At 67.1% G+C, this 16,463-nt stretch carries 19 protein-coding genes; 9 read left to right on the top strand and 10 right to left on the bottom strand.

The window, feature by feature from the left end:
- Positions 1–23 precede the first annotated feature (23 nt).
- A complete protein-coding gene (locus tag EG854_RS00745) occupies positions 24–791 on the top strand; it encodes an RluA family pseudouridine synthase (RefSeq protein WP_123285825.1) in 768 nt (255 codons plus the stop codon).
- Positions 792–805: 14 nt separating this feature from the next.
- Positions 806–1,315: a CC0125/CC1285 family lipoprotein gene (locus EG854_RS00740; protein WP_123285824.1), complete on the top strand. Its 510-nt coding sequence runs from the start codon at positions 806–808 to the stop codon at positions 1,313–1,315.
- A 3-nt stretch (positions 1,316–1,318) separates the two neighbouring features.
- Here EG854_RS00740 and EG854_RS00735 read toward each other — a convergent pair whose 3' ends face one another.
- Positions 1,319–2,512, bottom strand: a complete 1,194-nt coding sequence (locus EG854_RS00735) for a hypothetical protein (protein ID WP_123285823.1) — start codon at positions 2,510–2,512, stop codon at positions 1,319–1,321.
- Positions 2,513–2,715: 203 nt separating this feature from the next.
- Here EG854_RS00735 and crcB point away from each other — a divergent pair, with 203 nt between their 5' ends.
- Genes crcB through EG854_RS00715 form a run of 4 tightly spaced genes read left to right on the top strand, consistent with a single transcriptional unit; the run spans position 2,716 to position 5,532 of the window.
- The gene (gene crcB / locus EG854_RS00730) at positions 2,716–3,111 is read left to right on the top strand and encodes a fluoride efflux transporter CrcB (protein WP_123285822.1); all 396 of its coding nucleotides are present in this window, start codon (positions 2,716–2,718) and stop codon (positions 3,109–3,111) included.
- Positions 3,108–4,097 carry an RluA family pseudouridine synthase gene (locus EG854_RS00725; RefSeq protein WP_123285821.1) on the top strand — a complete coding sequence of 330 codons (990 nt, stop codon included), beginning with the start codon at positions 3,108–3,110 and terminating at the stop codon, positions 4,095–4,097. The genes crcB and EG854_RS00725 overlap by 4 nt, the downstream gene beginning before the upstream one ends.
- Positions 4,098–4,099: 2 nt before the next feature.
- Complete coding sequence (locus EG854_RS00720; RefSeq protein ID WP_241153066.1) at positions 4,100–4,774, top strand: HAD-IA family hydrolase; 675 nt, start codon at positions 4,100–4,102, stop codon at positions 4,772–4,774.
- Positions 4,771–5,532 carry an ATP12 family chaperone protein gene (locus EG854_RS00715; protein WP_123285819.1) on the top strand — a complete coding sequence of 254 codons (762 nt, stop codon included), beginning with the start codon at positions 4,771–4,773 and terminating at the stop codon, positions 5,530–5,532. Before EG854_RS00720 ends, EG854_RS00715 begins: the two co-directional genes overlap by 4 nt.
- Before the next feature lie 596 nt (positions 5,533–6,128).
- On the opposite strand, the gene queA is transcribed toward EG854_RS00715, so the two are convergent.
- Positions 6,129–7,214, bottom strand: coding sequence for a tRNA preQ1(34) S-adenosylmethionine ribosyltransferase-isomerase QueA (queA, locus tag EG854_RS00710; RefSeq protein ID WP_123285818.1), 1,086 nt, complete (start codon positions 7,212–7,214; stop codon positions 6,129–6,131).
- 95 nt (positions 7,215–7,309) lie between these two features.
- Between queA and EG854_RS13335 the strand changes: the two genes are divergently transcribed.
- On the top strand, positions 7,310–8,779 hold the full coding sequence (locus EG854_RS13335) for a response regulator (RefSeq protein WP_123285817.1): 1,470 nt from the start codon (positions 7,310–7,312) through the stop codon (positions 8,777–8,779).
- Here the strand turns inward: EG854_RS13335 and EG854_RS00700 are convergent, their stop codons facing one another.
- The gene (locus EG854_RS00700; RefSeq protein WP_123285816.1) at positions 8,780–9,238 is read right to left on the bottom strand and encodes a DUF305 domain-containing protein; all 459 of its coding nucleotides are present in this window, start codon (positions 9,236–9,238) and stop codon (positions 8,780–8,782) included.
- Positions 9,239–9,327: 89 nt separating this feature from the next.
- On the opposite strand from EG854_RS00700, the gene EG854_RS00695 reads away from it, so the two are divergent.
- Positions 9,328–10,998, top strand: a complete 1,671-nt coding sequence (locus tag EG854_RS00695) for a lysine--tRNA ligase (protein ID WP_123285815.1) — start codon at positions 9,328–9,330, stop codon at positions 10,996–10,998.
- Between the two features lie 197 nt (positions 10,999–11,195).
- A complete protein-coding gene (locus EG854_RS00690; RefSeq protein ID WP_123285814.1) occupies positions 11,196–11,675 on the top strand; it encodes an SH3 domain-containing protein in 480 nt (159 codons plus the stop codon).
- 63 nt (positions 11,676–11,738) lie between these two features.
- On the opposite strand, the gene EG854_RS00685 is transcribed toward EG854_RS00690, so the two are convergent.
- From EG854_RS00685 to EG854_RS00655, 7 genes are all read right to left on the bottom strand, one after another.
- Entirely contained in the window at positions 11,739–12,374 is a 636-nt protein-coding gene (locus EG854_RS00685) for a S24 family peptidase (protein WP_123285813.1), read from the bottom strand.
- A gap of 47 nt (positions 12,375–12,421) precedes the next feature.
- Complete coding sequence (locus EG854_RS00680) at positions 12,422–12,850, bottom strand: hypothetical protein (RefSeq protein WP_123285812.1); 429 nt, start codon at positions 12,848–12,850, stop codon at positions 12,422–12,424.
- Between the two features lie 90 nt (positions 12,851–12,940).
- Entirely contained in the window at positions 12,941–13,294 is a 354-nt protein-coding gene (locus tag EG854_RS00675) for a hypothetical protein (protein ID WP_123285811.1), read from the bottom strand.
- A gap of 33 nt (positions 13,295–13,327) precedes the next feature.
- Positions 13,328–13,702: a hypothetical protein gene (locus EG854_RS00670; protein ID WP_123285810.1), complete on the bottom strand. Its 375-nt coding sequence runs from the start codon at positions 13,700–13,702 to the stop codon at positions 13,328–13,330.
- A 59-nt stretch (positions 13,703–13,761) separates the two neighbouring features.
- Positions 13,762–14,163: a PaaI family thioesterase gene (locus EG854_RS00665; protein ID WP_123285809.1), complete on the bottom strand. Its 402-nt coding sequence runs from the start codon at positions 14,161–14,163 to the stop codon at positions 13,762–13,764.
- Positions 14,160–14,621 (bottom strand): PaaI family thioesterase, encoded by a 462-nt coding sequence (locus EG854_RS00660; protein WP_123285808.1) that lies wholly within the window; start codon positions 14,619–14,621, stop codon positions 14,160–14,162. The genes EG854_RS00665 and EG854_RS00660 overlap by 4 nt, the downstream gene beginning before the upstream one ends.
- Before the next feature lie 56 nt (positions 14,622–14,677).
- Positions 14,678–16,303: a response regulator gene (locus tag EG854_RS00655; RefSeq protein ID WP_123285807.1), complete on the bottom strand. Its 1,626-nt coding sequence runs from the start codon at positions 16,301–16,303 to the stop codon at positions 14,678–14,680.
- Positions 16,304–16,463 lie beyond the last annotated feature (160 nt).

The following is a 16,463-nucleotide window of genomic DNA, read 5'->3' as shown; positions in this document are numbered from 1 at the left end:
CTGGCATGCTCTAAGCCGGAACTGTGAGTTTCCAGCCGCCCGTCACCCTTTCCGATGCCGAGATCGCTGCCGTCCGTGCGTCGGTGGTCTTCGAGGACGCCCATGTGCTGGTGCTGAACAAGCCCGCGGGCCTGTCCAGCCAGGGCGGGCGGATCAAGGCCAATACGCTGGACGACCTGCTGTGGGCCTTTGCCCGGTCGAACGGAAAGCGGCCGCATCTGGTCCACCGGCTGGACCGCGACACCTCGGGCGTCATTCTGGCGGCGAAGACCAAACCGGCGGCCGGCTTTCTGGGCAAGGCCATCCAGAGCCGCAAGCTGACCAAGACCTATCTGGCGCTGGTCGAGACACCGCCGCCACAGGATCAGGGCGTGATCCGCCGGGCCCTGCTGCGGCAGGAGATCGGCCGCGAGAGCTATATGCGGGCCGTGCCGGACGGCACGCCCGGCGCCCAGCCGTCCGAGAGCCGCTATCGCGTGCTGGCGAGGAGCGCGCAGGGGGCCTTGGTCGAGCTTGAGCCGCACACCGGCCGCATGCATCAACTGCGCGTGCATATGGCCGATCTGGGCAGTCCGCTGGTCGGGGATGCGCGCTACGGTGGCGCCCTGACGTTCGCGGGTCGGAAGGCGGAGCGGCTGATGCTGCACGCCGCCCGCCTGCGTTTCCCGCATCCGGAGGGGGGCGAGCGAGGGGTCGAGGCACTTGTGCCTGATGATTTCAGGACCTTGATGGCGGCGGCCGGCCTGGTCGCGCCGGAACGTTCCGACCAAGCGGGCGCTTGTTCCTCATAGAGCGGAGAAATGCCATGACTTTCAGACATCCCGGCCGCCCCGTCGCACTTGCCGCCGTCGCCGCCTCGATCCTCGTGCTGGGTGGCTGTGCCAGTCTGGCGCCCTACGGCCCCCAGATGGGGCAGGGCGGACAGGGCTATAGCGAGGCCCCGATTGAATCGAACCGCTATCGCGTGACCTATAACGGCGTGGGCGATCCTGGGCCGGTCGCGGATTACGCCCTGCTGCGGGCGGCCGAACTGACCCTCGCCCAAGGCTATGACTGGTTCGAGGTGACGCAGCGCTGGACCGACGGCCGTCCCGATCCACGCGGCGGCGTGCGCCCCAGTGTATCCATCGGTGCAGGCTCTGGCCGGTACGGCGGCTTTTCAACGTCGGGCGTCGGTGTGGGCGTCGGCCTCAACCTGACCGGACCGGGCGCCACCTCGACCACGCTCGAGGTCGTCATGGGACGCGGGACCAAGCCCGACAGCGCCGTGGCCTATGACGCGCGTGAGGTCACCCGCGCGCTCGGCTGGCGCTGAGGCCTATCGCCCCCGCGTCAGGGCCCGGTATTCGACCAGACGTTCCTTGTCGCGGCGCACCTGATCGGCCACGGCATTGTCGACGTCGAGCGAGGCGTAGCGCACCCAGCTCTCGGCCCCCAGCTTGTCCTGGATGGCACCGACCGGCGTCTGCCAGCGGAAATAGGACAGCCAGCTGATGATGATGCCGATCACGACGGCGAGCGCCTGAAGTCCGCGGAAGGCCACCTCGTCGATGGGCGGACGCTCATAGGCGAAGGCCACCAGCCAGACGATCAGGATCAGCGGCGTGGCAATGCGCGACACCCAGCGGGTCCAGTAGCGCTCGCGGCGGACGCGCCACAGCTCCATCTGGACGTACTTCTCGAGGTACTCCATCCGCGCGCCGATCCACATGGTCAGCCGGGTCAGATACAGGGCGCGCTGGCCCCAGCCCTTGCCGTCCATCTGGTATTGGGTCTCGGCCTGATCGGCCATGGCCCGGGCGGTGGTGAACAGGTTCTGCAGCTCGCGCGTCTGCTGCACGATCTCGCGCGAGAGCTGGTAGGAATCGTTCTCCAGCCGGAAGCGGTACTGGATGAACAGGATGGCCTGCAGCGCCCAGAACACACCCAGCGTCACCAGCATGCCACCGGCCGCGAGGCCGAGGCCGACGGGGCGCGAGCCGGTCCATTGCGCCAGCCAGGTCGGCCCGACGGTCGCCAGCACCATCAGACCGATCAGGGCCAGGGCCTGGGTCAGGCGCTTGACCCCCACATGGACCATCAGGGCGGCGAACACACCGCGCCCATAGTCGTGGATATGGCTACGCAGCGGCAGGTCGGCGGGGAAGCGCTCGTTGATCTGACGCGTGAACAGGACGTGGAATCGGTCGGGCTTCCCGTCCTTCTCCCAGAAGGGGAAAATGTCGAGCGCCTGATTGTAATATTCGTCGATGTGGGCCGACACCATGGCCAGCTCATCGGGGTCGTGAGAGAAATAATTGCTGTCCTGGATGGGCTTCAGGATGCCGTCGGCCGTGCGCATGTGGGCGTCGCGGCGGGGAGGGCGGCCGGCCGGGATCTCGCGATCCTCTACATCGGCGGCGCCCGGCGGCGGGGCATTCGGACCCTTCGGCGTATCGACCACCGGATCGGGCCCGATCATGGGGGCGGGCTCGGATCCCGGCATTGGCGGCGGCGGCGTATGGTCGGTCATGATCGAAAACAGCCCAGCTTCACTGACCGGTCAGTATCGCAGATCACGCCATCCGGCCACCGGCGTTCTCCCGACGCACGAACCTGCGCGCCGGGGTTAACCATCGCCGGGCGGGGCCCCTCCCGGCAAGTGAAGATTGTGTCAGGTGCCGTTGCGCGACCGGTGCCCTTCGTTTTGCCTCGAAGACAGGTATAAGCCCGCCCATGACACGTTTTCTGATCGTTGCGGCCGGCGGAGGGGTCGGTGCGGCCCTGCGCTACGGGGTCGGGCTTGGTCTGGGCCGGATGCTGCCCGGCGCGGCCTGGCCATGGGGGACATTTGCCGTCAACGGTCTGGGAGGCCTCGCCATGGGCCTGCTGGTCGGCTGGCTGGCTCATCGCGGCGGCGCCCATGCCGAGACCTGGCGGCTGCTGATCGGGGTGGGCCTGCTGGGCGGGTTCACGACCTTTTCCGCCTTTTCGCTCGAGGTCGCCCTGATGATCGAACGTCGGCAGATGGGGCTGGCGCTGGGTTATGCATTGGCCTCGGTCATTGTGGCGGTTGTGGCCCTGTTCGTGGGGCTCTGGATCATGCGCCGTATGGTGGGAGGCGTGCTGTGAGCCGCGAAGTCAAGACATTGCCCGTGGCCGCCGAGGAAGAGGGCATCCGGCTGGATCGCTGGATCCGCAGGCGTTGGCCGCACGTGTCGCACATCCAGGTCCAGAAGCTGGCGCGTTCGGGCCAGATCCGCGTCGATGGATCGCGCGCCCGTCCTGAGGACCGGCTGGCGGCCGGGTCGATGATCCGCGTGCCCCCGATCCCGGAGGTCAAGGCGCGCGAGCCGGGCCAGCGTGACCGCATCACCCCGCGCGACGCCGCCTATGCCCGCTCGCTGGTGATCTTCGAGGACGAGATGGTCATCGTCCTGAACAAGCCGCATGGGCTGGCGGTTCAGGGCGGAACCAAGACCACGCGCCACGTCGATGCCCTGCTGTCAGCGTGGGGCGAGGGGCTGGAGCGCCCGCGTCTGGTCCACCGCCTGGACCGGGACACGACGGGCGTCCTGCTGCTGGGCAAGGGGCCCGAGGCCGCCAAGCGCCTGTCAGGCGCCTTTGCCCGGCGTCAGGCCAAGAAGACCTATTGGGCGCTGGTGTCCGGCACACCCAAGCCCGTATCAGGGCGGATCGAACTGGCGCTCAAGAAGTCGGGCATCAATGACTATGAGATCATGCGGCCGGCCGATGCCAAGGAGCATGGCGCCGAGACCGCCGAGACCGCTTATGCCACCGTCTCGCGGGCCGGACAGCGCGTGGCCTGGCTGGCGCTACGGCCGTTCACCGGTCGGACCCATCAGCTGCGGGCCCATATGAAGTCGATCGGCCATCCGATCCTGGGCGATCCCAAATACGGTGACGAGACTTCGGCGGCCCTGTCGGGGTCGTTGAAGCTGCAGTTGCACGCCCGCCGGATCGAGCTGGACCACCCCGGCGGCGGCAAGCTGATCGTCGAGGCGCCGCTGAGCCCCGAGATGAAGGCTGGCTTCGAGAACTTCGGCTTCGTCGAGGACGAGTCCGACTTTGACCCCTTCGCGGGGATGCGGCGCTAATCGTGCTGGCGGTGTTCGACATCGACGGCACCCTGGTGGACAGCCGGGCGACCATCCTGAGCGCCACCCGGACGGCGGCCCGGGCCATGGGCCTGCCGGAGCCCGACTATGAGTTCGTGCGGGGCGGGGTCGGCCTGTCGTTGACCGAGGCCATGGCGCGGCTGGGGCCCGATCTGGGGCCCGACGAGGTCGACCGTTACACCGACCACTACAAGGCCGCCTTCGTCACCATGCATGCCGAGCCGGGGTTTGAGGAGCCGCTCTATGCGGGCGCCATGGACCTGCTGGCTGATCTGAAGCGCCGCGGCTGGCGGTTGTCGCTGGCCACCGGCCAGTCGCGGCGCGGCGTCGCCCGCAATCTGGCGCGGGCCGGTTGGGCCGATCTGTTTCTGTCCAGCCACTGCGCCGAGGACGGGCCGGGCAAGCCCAATCCCGCCATGCTTCAGGCTGCGATCACGGCGTGTAAGGCCCGGCCGGAGCAGACCGTGATGATCGGCGACACCGGTCATGACATGCGCATGGCCCGCGCCGCCGGGGTGTGGGCCCAGGGCGTCGGCTGGGGCTTTCACACCGAGGCCGAACAGGTCGAGGCCGGGGCGCATCATGTGGCCGCGACCTTCGACGACCTGACGCGCCAGCTTGAGACCTTTGCCGCCCGCCAGAGGGAGACGACATGAGCCATATCCCGCCGCTGGACCCCAATGTCGCCGCCGCCAAGGGCTTTCGCGAGCCCGGCGACCGGCCGAAACGCTTCTGGAAGGCCGCCGGGGTGGCCGAGGTCGAGGGCGGCCACGCCGTCCAGCTGGACGGTCGCACGCCCAAGACGCCGGCGGGCCGCCCGCTGGTCCTGCCCACCGCCGAGACCGCGCGGCGCGTGGCCGCCGAGTGGGACCGCCAGACCGAGGTGATCGAGCCCGCGACCATGCCCGCCACCCGGCTGGCCTCGACGGCGCTGGATGCCGTCTGCCTGGCGCGCGAGGCCGTGGCCGATGAGATCGCGGCTTACGCCGGGACGGACCTGATCTGCTACCCGGCCGAAGCGCCGACCAGCCTGCGCGCCCGACAGGACGCGGAATGGGGCCGCTGGCGCAACTGGGCCGCCGAACACGGCATCCGGCTGGAGCCTGGCTCGGGCATCGTCCACCGGACCCAGTCGCCCGAGGCGCTGGCGCGGGTGAAGGCTCTGGCGCTGGAGCTGGACGATTTCGCCCTGACCGGGCTGGCCTCTCTGGTGCCCATGTATGGCTCGGCTATTCTGGCGCTGGCGGTGCTGAAGGGGGCCCTGTCCGCCGAGGCCGCTCACGACCTCAGCCGACTGGACGAGGCGTTTCAGGAGAGCCAGTGGGGCATCGACGCCGAGGCCGCCGAACGCACCGCCGCCATCCGCGCCGAGGCCATGGAGATCGACGCCTGGTTCCGGGCACTGGGTCTTTAGGGCTGGACCGCCGGGGCGAGGTCGGCCGCAGACGAGTCTGACAAAAACGCCGTCTGAACCGTCTGAATGGTCTGTTTCGAGACCCTCATCTCCTCCCCAAACGTGGGGAGGAGATGAAGAATTACCGTCTGAACCGTCTGAATCGTCTGAATGGTCTGAAATCACGGTCGCGTCCTCCGGAGGCAACCGGGCAGTATGGGCGCGGTGTCGACCCGGTCGGGAAGAACGGTGCGGGAGGGAGCAGGGGTGTTGAAAGGGATGAGGAATTTGGCGCCGGGTTTAATAGCTGGGGCGCTCGACCCACTGTCATGTCTCCTTCTCCCGATGGGAGAAGGTGGCGCGTGAGCGACGGATGAGGGTCGGTGGTGTCCGTCGGCGATCGCCGTGGCAGAGACTATGCGACGGCTCACGCCGAAGGATGCGGTGAGCCCCTCACCCCCAACCCCCTCTCCCAATGGAGAGGGGACTCTAGAAGGGGGTTCATCACAGCGGGCACAGCGAGGGCACGGCGACCACAGCGGGGCAGCGTCAAGACTCAACCGCGCCGTGCTCGCCGTGAAGCCCCGTGGTCGCCGTTATGAACCCGCTTCGCGCGCTCACTCCCGGAACAGCAGGCTGCCGTCGCCGTATGAGTAGAAGCGGTAGCCGCTTTCAACGGCGTGGGCGTAGGCGGCCTTCATGGTGTCCGTGCCTGCGAAGGCCGAGACCAGCATGAACAAGGTCGACTTCGGCAGGTGGAAATTGGTCATCAGTATATCCACCGCGCGGAAGCGGTAGCCCGGTGTGATGAAGATGGCGGTGTCACCATGGAAGGGCCCGATCACGCCGTTCTCGCCGGTAGCCGACTCCAGCAGGCGGAGGGAGGTGGTGCCGACGCAGACGATGCGCCCTCCAGCGGCGTGGACGCGGTTCAGGGCCTCGGCCGTCTCTTCTGACACCGTGCCCCATTCGCTGTGCATGCGGTGTTCCGACAGGTCGTCGACCTTGACCGGCAGGAAGGTGCCCGCGCCAACGTGCAAGGTGACGGCGTGCATGCTGACGCCCTTCGCCCGGATGGCGTCCAGCAGGGCGGAGGTGAAGTGCAGGCCCGCCGTGGGTGCGGCGACCGAGCCGTCGTGTTCGGCATAGACGGTCTGATAATCCGACCGGTCGCGGTCGTCCTCGGCCCGTTTGGCGGCGATATAGGGGGGCAGGGGCATTACGCCGATGTCGCGGATGGCATCGTCCAGCGCCGGGCCCGACAGGGCGAACTTGAGGGTCACCAGCCCGTCTTCGCCCTTGGCCATGACCGTCGCGCCAAGGCCTGACATCAGGCAGGCCGCATCGCAATCCGCCCCGAAGACGATGCGGTCCCCCGGCTTGATGCGCTTGCCCGGCTTCATGAAGGCCGACCAGACGTCTGGCGCATCGCGGTGGTGCAGGGTCGCCTCGACGGGCACGCTCAGCGTCTCGCCTTCGGGGCTGATGCGATGGCGCGAGCCGGACATGCGGGCAGGGATCACACGCGTGTCGTTGAACACCAAGGCGTCGCCGGGGCGAAGAAAGTCCGCCAGATCGCGCACGATCCGGTCCTCAAGCCCGCCGTCACGCACGACCAGCAGCCGGGCGAAATCGCGCGGCTCGACCGGGCGGAGCGCGATGTGATCCTCGGGCAGGTGAAAGTCGAAATCGGCGGTCTTCATGAGGCGGCGGTTTTGGTCATGGCGTCGCGGCGCGGTCAAGCGAGCAAAGGGCCTCCCTTAAGCGTTGCTTCAGGCGTTTCAGGCAAGAAGGGCCTATGAGTCTGACGCTTCCCGCACTGGCCGACGGGGCCCCGCTGACCGCATGGGACAGTTTGCGGCGGGCTGTGTGGCTGTTCGACCCGGATACCTGCTTCGGCGTCTATGCCAACCGGACGGCGTTGGCCCTGTGGGGTGCGGCGGATCTGGACGAGTTACTGTCGCGCGATTTTTCCAAATTGTCGCCGGCCGTCCGCGCCCGGACAGACCGGCTGAAGGCCGTGACGGCCGACGGCGAACCGGTCGAGGAACGCTGGACCTTCTATCCCAATGGCGAGCCGCTAACGGTTCAGGCGCTGATTTCGACCGTGGCGCTGGACGACGGCCGCAAGGTGCTGCTGTTCGAGGCCACCGAGGCCGACGTCGGGGTCGAGGAACGGCGGGCGGTGGAGGCCCTGCGCCATTCGGCCGGGCCGGTCGGCCTGTTCGACGCCACGGGCGCGGTACTGTTTGCCAATCCCGGGGCCTTTTCGGCCTATGGCGAGGGTGTGGGCCTGATCGACCGGTTCGAGGACCGGGCTGCCGGCCAGGCAGTTCTGGATACTGCGCTGGCCGAGCGTACGACGGCCGAGGTGCACCGCATGGTGACGCTGAAGGGCCCGCGCTGGCACCATATCGACTGTCGGCCCGTTCAGGATCCGGTGACGGGCGCCGTCAGCGTGCTGCTGAACGAGCACGATGTCACCGACCGGGTCGAGGCCGAGGCTGCGCGCGCCGCCGCCGAGCAGAAAGTCGCCATGGCCGAGGCGCGGCAGAGATTCCTCAGCGACATGTCGCACGAGCTGCGCACCCCCCTGAATGCGGTCATGGGCTTTGCCGACGTCCTGGACCGGTCCGGGCTGAACCCGGATCAGGCGGCGCATGTGGCGCGGATCACCGCCGCCGGTGAGGCCCTGCACACGGTTGTCGAGCGAATGATCGACCTGTCGCAGCGCGATGACTGGGGCGGGGCGATCGATATGGACGACCTGATGCGGCCGAGGCCGGCCGCGACGCGGCCTGACATGCCCGAACCGGCCGCCGTAGACGCGTCCGTCGAGGATGAGGGCGAGGGGCGCGCCATGGTCGTCCTCTATGTCGATGACAATGAAAGCAACCGGGTGCTGGTCTCGACCCTGCTGACGGCACAGGGGGTGATCTGTGAAACCGCCGATGACGGGGCCGAGGGCGTCGAGGCCGCCCGCCGTGGCGGATGGGACGTGATCCTGATGGACATCCAGATGCCGGTCATGGACGGCGTCGAGGCCACCCGCCGAATCCGCGCCCTGGGCACCGAGGTCGCCGCGACCCCGATCATCGCCCTGACCGCCAATACGCTTGCTGAGCAATTGGAGCTCTATTTCGCCGTCGGCATGGACGACTGTATCGCCAAGCCGCTGAACGCCGCCGAGATGTTCGACAAACTGTTCACCCAGGCCAGCCGCCCCTGGCGCGAAGACTGGGCGGAAGCGAGCGCTGCGGCCGCCTGACTATCGCTTGGGCGGATCGCCCTCCAGATCGGCGATCAGGGTCTCCATCTCGGCGATTTCGCGGCGCTGGGCCTCGATGATCTCATCGGCCAGCTGGCGGACGCGCGGGTCCCGGATGTTGGCGCGCTCGCTGGTCAGGATGGCGATGGAGTGGTGGGGGATCATGGCGCGCATCCAGGCGACCTCGCCCACCGTGGCCTGGCTGCGGACCAGCCACAGACTGCCGGCAAACACGATCACGGCACCGCCGACGATGGCGAGGTTGACGGCCCGCTGTTTGTACATGCTCCACATGAAGCCCAGCATGACCACGGCCATGGTCGCCCCCATGAGCAGGGCCATGTAGAGGCGGGTTTCGCTGAAGTGGACGTGGCTCCACTGGTACGTATTCAGATACATCAGGCCGTACATGATGACGGTCGAGACCGCGATCATGGCGGCGAAGCGGCGGTAGGTCATGGGGTTTTCCTCCTCGATCCGACAACGATCCTGGCTGCGTATCGCTCCCCGCCGTTGACCGCAGCGGCGTTGCGGGTCAAACGCTGGGCATGCTTCAGAACCTTGAACCCCTCGCCCGTGAGGCCCGCTCGTGGCCGTTTGAACAAGCCCGCAATCTTCTGGCCCATGTGCTGAAGAAGCGGCTGTCGGACGCCGAGCTGAATGCCGCGCGGATGCTGATCGATGCGGGCAAGGCGGACGAGGCGCTGGCAACGTTCGAGGCGCTGCAGCGGCCGGTGATCCTTGAGACCGGCTATGGTCCTTCGGGCCTGCCGCATATGGGCACCTTTGGCGAGGTGGCGCGCACGACCATGGTGCGCAATGCCTTTCGGGCGCTGACGGGCGACCACTGGCCGACGCGACTGATCGCGTTCTCGGACGACATGGACGGCCTGCGCAAGGTGCCGGACGGTGTGCCGAACCCGGAGATGTTGCGCGAGGACCTGCACCTGCCGCTGACGAAGGTGCGCGACCCGTTCGGCACGCACGACAGCTTCGGCTCGCACAACAATGCGCGGCTGCGGGCGTTTCTGGACAGTTTCGGCTTTGACTATGAGTTCATGAGCTCGAGCGAGCAGTATCGCTCGGGCCGGTTCGACGCGACCCTGATGCGGATGCTGGAGCGCTATGACGCGGTCATGGCCATCATGCTGCCGACGCTGGGCGAGGAGCGCCGCGCCACCTATTCGCCCTTCCTGCCGATCAGCCCTGTCACCGGCCATGTGCTGCAGGTGCCGACGCTGGAGAGGAATGTCGAGAAGGGCACCATTGTCTTTGACGATCCGGCAGGCGGCCGCACCGAGGTGCCGGTCACCGGCGGCCATGTGAAGCTGCAGTGGAAGCCGGACTGGGCCATGCGGTGGACGGCTCTGGACGTCGACTATGAGATGTCGGGCAAGGACCTGATCGAGAGCGTGCGCGAGGCGTCGAAGATCTGCCGGGCCCTGGGCGGCACCCCGCCCGAGGGTTTCAACTATGAGCTGTTCCTCGACATTGAGGGCAAGAAGATCTCCAAGTCCAAGGGCAATGGTCTGACCATGGACGAGTGGCTGCGCTACGGCACGCCCGAGAGCCTGAGCTGGTACATGTTCCAGTCGCCGAAATCAGCCAAGAGCCTGCACTTCAACGTCATTCCGCGGGCCATTGACGACTATCTGAGCTTCATCGACCAGTTCCAGACGCAGGAGCCGGCCAAGCAGATCGACAATGCCGTCTGGTCGATCCATGCGGGCGCGCCACCGAAGGTCGCCAGCCCGGTGTCGTTCAGCCTGCTGTTGAACCTGGTCGGCGTGGCCAATGCCTCGACCAGGGACCATCTGTGGGCCTATTTCGCCAAGTATCTGCCGGAGGCCACGCCGGAGACTGAGCCGACGCTGGATCGGCTGATGGGGCATGCGCTGAACTATTACGAGGACTTCGTGAAGCCCTCGAAGACCTATCGCGCGCCGACGGAGCAGGAGAAGGCGGCGTTCGAGGATCTGGCGGCACGTCTGAAGGCCCTGCCGGCTGACACCACCGACGGCGAGGCCATTCAGGGCGAGGTCTATGCGGTCGGCAAGGCGCACGACTTCCAGCCCCTGCGGGCGTGGTTCGGGGCGCTGTATGAGGTGCTGCTGGGCGCGTCGCAGGGTCCGCGATTTGGGTCCTTCGCCGCCATCTATGGCCTGCCCCAGACGATCGCGCTGATCGAAAGGGGCGCACGGGGGGAGCTGGTGGGGTAGGGGGCGGCCCCTCGACCATGCTGCGCATGGTCCCCCTCCCCCAAGGGGGGGAGGAATGTACCGTGCTCAAGCAGCGAGGCTCCGCGAGCCGAGCGGTAGCGCGTCAACAATATGAACCGAAAACAACAATCCGTTCATGGGAGCCTTTCGCTGCGTCCGCGCATTTTCATGACACGACCCCACTGAAGGAGTGAGTCATGTCGAAGATGATCAACAGAGCTTTGATGGCCGGTGCGGCCCTTGTGGCCATGTCGGCGGTGCCGGGTATCGCCAGCGCGCAGTCGGCCAATGGAATCACCAACTGCGACGCCCCCGGCGGGCGGCAACAGGCCGGTGCCGTGATCGGTGGTGTGCTGGGCGCCTTGGCTGGCAGCCAGATTTCGGACAATGAGCGCGAGTTGGGCGCCGTGGCCGGTGCGGCTGCGGGTGCCGCTGCGGGCTCCTACGTCGGCTGCCAGCAGCAGCGCGACCGTGCCCGCCAGGCGCCTCAGGCTCAACAGGGCGGGGCCACCGTCCGCGCCACCAGCAATCTGCGGGTCCGTTCGGGGCCCGGCACCAACTATCGCCAGATCGGCAGCCTGAGCGCCGGCCAGTCGGCGCAGGTGACGGGTTCGCAGGGCGAATGGGTGCAACTGAGCAACGGTGGCTGGGTCAGCGCCCACTATCTGACCTACTGATCGGGTCCCAGAGCTGACGAGCGGGGCGTGTCCGGCAAGGGCGCGCCCCGTTTTCGTGTGCGTCTACTGGCTGACCCACAGGATACGGCGCACCCAGGCCATATCGGCGCGCGCCACCTGACGCGGGGGATAGTCCGGATTGATCGACAGCAGCGTCAGCCCGGACGCATCGGTGCGCTCGACCTCCTTGACCAGGGTCTCGCCGGAATGGGTACGCACCACCACCCGGTCGCCGCGCCGCACGGGTCGGGGCTCGGCATCAACGATCAGCTTGTCACCGGGGCGATACAGCGGCGCCATGGACTCGCCGGACACCTCAAGGCTGTAGAGCCCATCGCGGGGCTGGGGCAGGTCGGTCTCCAGCCAACCCTCACCGGTCGGCAGGCCCGCCTCGTCGAAAAATCCGTCCTGACCGGCCTGGGCCAGCCCCAGCAGCGGCACGGCGGTCGGTGGCTCCTCCGCATCCTCGGCCAGACGGGCGAACTGGCCCAGCGACAGGCCACAGACCGCCAGAACGCGCGTCAGGCTTTCGGTCGAGGGCCAGCGCGGCCGCGCCTCGGGCGGCGGTCCCAGGCGTTTGGACGGATTGAAGGCGGTCGGATCCAGTCCCGCCCGCCGCGCCAGCCCCGAGGCCGTCAGCCCCTCGGCCTGCGCCAGCCGGTCCAGCCCCCGCCATATCTGCACATGAGTGAGCGGCACATCAGCCCTCCGCGCGAATCAGAGGGACAGGATATAGGAAAAGAAGCCTACTCCAAGCCCGCGGCGCGACGTTCCTGCCAGGCCCAGAAGGTGCCGACGGCGAGGGCGACCAGCACGCCGTAACCGGCCAGGTTGATGACGGTGTAGTAGGACGAGATCGAGGGGCGGATATCGAGGGTCATAAGAGCGTGGGCGGTGACCACCAGCAGCTGGGCAGCGGAGGCCCAGGTCGGCCAGGTGCGATGCGATTTCCACACCAGGGCCCCCAGCACCAGCAGCATGACCACATCAATGGCCAGCATGCTCCATTGGGCGCTGTAGAGGTCGCTGTCGTTCTGGACGAGCATCGATGCCAGCCAGCCGAGGCCATAGGCGCCGGCAGCGATCCGCTCGGTCTCCTCGCCTTTCAGGAAGGCGAATCCCAGAACCAGCACAATGAAGGCCGCGCCGATCTGGGAATAGAGGGTGTCAAACATGAGATCGCCCCCTGAGCGAAACACTCAGAGGGCGATCATGCATTGAATCGGGTCTGACCGGAATGTCCGGTGTCAAACATTACGCCGAATTCAGGCCAGGCGCAGGTGACCCTTGGTCGGCGGGGTTCCGCCCACCGGGGTTTCCCAATCGTCGGGCTTGTCGACGGGACCGACGGCGTAGACGCCCCAGCCCATCTTGCGGTGGTCCTTTTGCAGCTCGGCGTGGCAGGCGACGATGGCCGTACGGGCTTCGCTGAGGGCGGCGATGGTTTCCATGGCCTTGGCCTGGCTACCGGCGCCGGCGACCGGCGAGACTTCCAGAAGGGCGCGGGCGCCGATCATGGACTGAACCAGGGTCGTGGTCTGGGTGATGGCCGCATCAATGGCCTTTTCCGTAGCGTGCAAATCCTTGGCAACGCCAGCGATGACTTGTGTTCTGTCCATGAAACCCTCCAAGCAACTATGGTTAAGCAAACCTTAACACGCTTCGGGCCGCCTTGAAACACAGGTTTTCGAAGAAATAGTCCCGGTAACGCCTCCGCCGATCGGTGGCTCATCCTCGGGCTTGTCGACCGGGCCGACAGCAAGGGCCTCCAGTCCCAGACTTCGGGCGAGGGCGGCCAGCCGCCCGTGGGTGCGGACGATGTGGCCGCGGGCCTCGGACAGGGCCACGACGGATTGAGCGGTGTCCTCGAAGGCCTTCTGTCCGGTGACGGCCGACAGATAGGCCTCGGCCCGGGCCTCGGGCAGATAGGCGGCCAGCCGGGCGGTGTGGATCAGGGCGGCGTCAATGGCCGATTCAGCGGCATACAGGCGATGGGCCAGTGCCTGGCCGGCGTCGGAACGAGTCATGTGCGAATCTCCCCTGTGGCGGGTTGCCACGGGAAAATACAACCATAACCTGCGTAAACTTACAACCCGGGGCTGTCTTCCAGCAGGAAGTGCGCGGTCAGGGCGGCGATGGGCTGGGCCTCGTCCTCCTGCCAGGCTTCGGCCAGTACGTGGGCGACACGCCGCCCGGCCTTGTTGATGCGGGCCCGGGCATAGACGTGCTGGGGCCGCCCCGAGCGCAGATAGGCGACCGAGACATTGATCGGACGGGGCAGGTGCATGCCGGGGAAGCTCTCGGCGACCTGGGCCATGGCCGTGATCTCGAGCAGCGCCGCCGTTGATCCGCCATGCAGGGCCGGAAGCATCGGATTGCCGATCAGATGATCGGAAAACGGCATGGTGACGGTCAGAGTGTCGCCGGCCTGTTCCGCCGTCAGGCCGAGGAAGCGGGCATAGGGCATGGCCTCGATCACGCGGCTCATTCCCCGGTCTCCGGCTTCGGGCGGCGTTCGGGCCGAGCAGTGGTCAGGATATAGGCGGACTGGGCCGCCGCGACGGGGTCGTCTGGCGCATCCTCGAACGCCCAGGCGCGGACAAAGGCGATCGACCGGGTCAGGCGATAACAGCGCGCTTCCGCGATCAGGTCAGTGCGGGGCCGGGCGGCGCGCATATAGTCGACGCGCAGGTCCAGCGTGGCCAGCGGCTTGAAGTTGTCCAGCGAAACCCAGACGGCCAGTCCGCCGACATGGTCCAGCAGTGTGGTGACGACACCGCCGGCGATGACGCCCGTGTCCGGGTCACCGACCAGATCCTCGCGCCAGGGCACCCGGATGCGGACGCGATCGCCGTCCAGCGACTCATAGGTGAAGCCGAGCGCGTGGGTGTGGGCTGCACCCGAGGCCAGTTGCGGTAGAAGCGGGGCGATTGCGGGAACGTCCATGCCCCGTGCTTATCGCGCCGAACGATGCCTGCAAATGGCGGAGCGCGTCTTCGAACTCAGCCTGCGGCGACCTGGGGTCCGTCCGCCATCGCCTCGTCCTCGACCTGGGGCGCGGACAGAGCCGCGTTCATGGCGTGGCGCAGGCGCTCGGGCTTGATCGGCTTTTCGACAACGGCGGCCATGCCGGACGCGATGTAGCGACGGGCGTCCTCGGGGTCGGCATTGGCCGTCAGGGCGATGATCGGCACATCGCGCATCGGTCCTTTGAGCTTGCGGATCGCCTGGGTGGCCTGAAGCCCGTCCATACGCGGCATCTTGATGTCCATCAGGACCAGATCGAAGTCGCGTTCCTTGATGGCGTCCAGCGCCTCCATGCCGTCGTCGGCCGTCTCGGACGTGCAGCCGAACATTTCGCACAGGGCCTGGGCGACCACGCGATTGGTGGCGTTGTCGTCGACGATCAGGATATGCGGATTGGCGATCATGTCGGATTCGACCATGTCCGAGACATTGCTGTCGGCCTCGACGGGCCGCTCGGCACGCTCGGCCGAGATGTCGAACGCAAAGGTCGCGCCCCGGCCCGGGTTGTTCTCGGCCCAGATGCGTCCGTCCAGCCGGTCCATGATCTGGCGACAGATGGCCAGACCCAGACCCGCACCGTCGGGGCCGGAGCCGTGCACAAAGGGCTCGAAGATCACATCGACCCGGTCTGCGGGGACACCCGGGCCATCGTCGCGGACACGTGCCTGCATGACGACGCGGTCGCCCTCGATCCAGGCCTTCAGCCCGGCCTCGACCATGCCATTGCGGGCAAACTTCAGCGCATTGCCGATCAGGTTGTTGAAGATCTGCTTGATACGGACCGGGTCAATCTTCGCGGCCAGTTCGGTGTCGCCCTCATAGCTGACGACCAGATGGACATTGTCCTGTGAGGCGCGCGGCTCCCACATGGCGGCGACATCGTCCATCAGGGCGCGGAGCGGCGTGGGCTGCAGATTGATGTCCAGCTCGCCGGCCTCGGCGCGCGACAGGTCGAGGGCGTCCTGCAGGATTTGCAGCAGGACTTCCGACGAGTCGACGATGGTCTGGACGTGGGACTGGGCCGCCGCATTCAGCGGCTGTCGACGCAGCAGTTCGGCCACTGCCAGCACGCCGTTCAGCGGTGTGCGCAGTTCATGGCTCATGATCGACAGGAACTGGCTCTTGGCGCGCGCTGCGGACAGAGCCTGGGTGCGGGTGTCGGACAGCATCCGGGCCTGTTCGGTCAGCTCGGCATTCTGGCGGCGCTGGTCGTCATTGATGGCCTTCAGCAGCGAGATGACCGTGCCGATGCCCCAGTATTTGCCCTTGCGGGTGACAATAAAGCCCCGGGTCAGGGCGCCGGGCCCCGAGCTCAGCATGGCGTCGCAGAAGCTGTCGATGCGGACCCCGGCCTCGACCACCGAGGGCTCGTCGTCCATCAGTTCGGTGATGGGGCGGTTGCCGTACAGCGCATGGCCAAAGGGGCCCGCGACCTTGAGCAGAAAGGCATTGCGCTCGATCAGGCCCACGGGCCGGTCATCCTTGACCACCGGTATCACAAGCGCGTCCGGAAAATCCTTGAAGTGGGCAAAGATCGCCGCTCCGAGCGTCTCGGGCGGGACCGGTGTGGCCCTTTCGGTCAGCTTTTCGATCGTCGGCATAACTGACCGATACTCCCTCGACTGGATGTGAGGCTTAACCGACAACCATTTGCAGATTGGTAAACGCGGGAAACTTCGGTTTTCCTGCCGCATTCTCGACGCTTTTGCATCGATCCCGCCGCGGGTGTATGAGGCGCCTCTCCCGCCTTTACGGGCTTTT

This window comes from Brevundimonas halotolerans, assembly GCF_003730275.1.
GTDB lineage: Bacteria > Pseudomonadota > Alphaproteobacteria > Caulobacterales > Caulobacteraceae > Brevundimonas > Brevundimonas halotolerans.
The sequence above is the reverse complement of the archived record's forward strand: the minus strand, read 5'-3'. Positions and strand labels throughout refer to the sequence as shown.

Coding starts and splice junctions, on each gene's coding strand:
- EG854_RS00700 (WP_123285816.1), bottom strand. CDS start 9,238: ATGACCTACCGCCGCTTCGCCGCCATGATCGCGGTCTCGACCGTCATC.
- EG854_RS00675 (WP_123285811.1), bottom strand. CDS start 13,294: ATGGACAGAACACAAGTCATCGCTGGCGTTGCCAAGGATTTGCACGCT.
- queA (WP_123285818.1), bottom strand. CDS start 7,214: ATGAAGACCGCCGATTTCGACTTTCACCTGCCCGAGGATCACATCGCG.
- EG854_RS00655 (WP_123285807.1), bottom strand. CDS start 16,303: ATGCCGACGATCGAAAAGCTGACCGAAAGGGCCACACCGGTCCCGCCC.
- EG854_RS00665 (WP_123285809.1), bottom strand. CDS start 14,163: ATGAGCCGCGTGATCGAGGCCATGCCCTATGCCCGCTTCCTCGGCCTG.
- EG854_RS13335 (WP_123285817.1), top strand. CDS start 7,310: ATGAGTCTGACGCTTCCCGCACTGGCCGACGGGGCCCCGCTGACCGCA.
- EG854_RS00660 (WP_123285808.1), bottom strand. CDS start 14,621: ATGGACGTTCCCGCAATCGCCCCGCTTCTACCGCAACTGGCCTCGGGT.
- EG854_RS00680 (WP_123285812.1), bottom strand. CDS start 12,850: ATGTTTGACACCCTCTATTCCCAGATCGGCGCGGCCTTCATTGTGCTG.
- EG854_RS00670 (WP_123285810.1), bottom strand. CDS start 13,702: ATGACTCGTTCCGACGCCGGCCAGGCACTGGCCCATCGCCTGTATGCC.
- EG854_RS00690 (WP_123285814.1), top strand. CDS start 11,196: ATGTCGAAGATGATCAACAGAGCTTTGATGGCCGGTGCGGCCCTTGTG.
- EG854_RS00715 (WP_123285819.1), top strand. CDS start 4,771: ATGAGCCATATCCCGCCGCTGGACCCCAATGTCGCCGCCGCCAAGGGC.
- EG854_RS00695 (WP_123285815.1), top strand. CDS start 9,328: ATGCTTCAGAACCTTGAACCCCTCGCCCGTGAGGCCCGCTCGTGGCCG.
- EG854_RS00740 (WP_123285824.1), top strand. CDS start 806: ATGACTTTCAGACATCCCGGCCGCCCCGTCGCACTTGCCGCCGTCGCC.
- crcB (WP_123285822.1), top strand. CDS start 2,716: ATGACACGTTTTCTGATCGTTGCGGCCGGCGGAGGGGTCGGTGCGGCC.
- EG854_RS00735 (WP_123285823.1), bottom strand. CDS start 2,512: ATGACCGACCATACGCCGCCGCCGCCAATGCCGGGATCCGAGCCCGCC.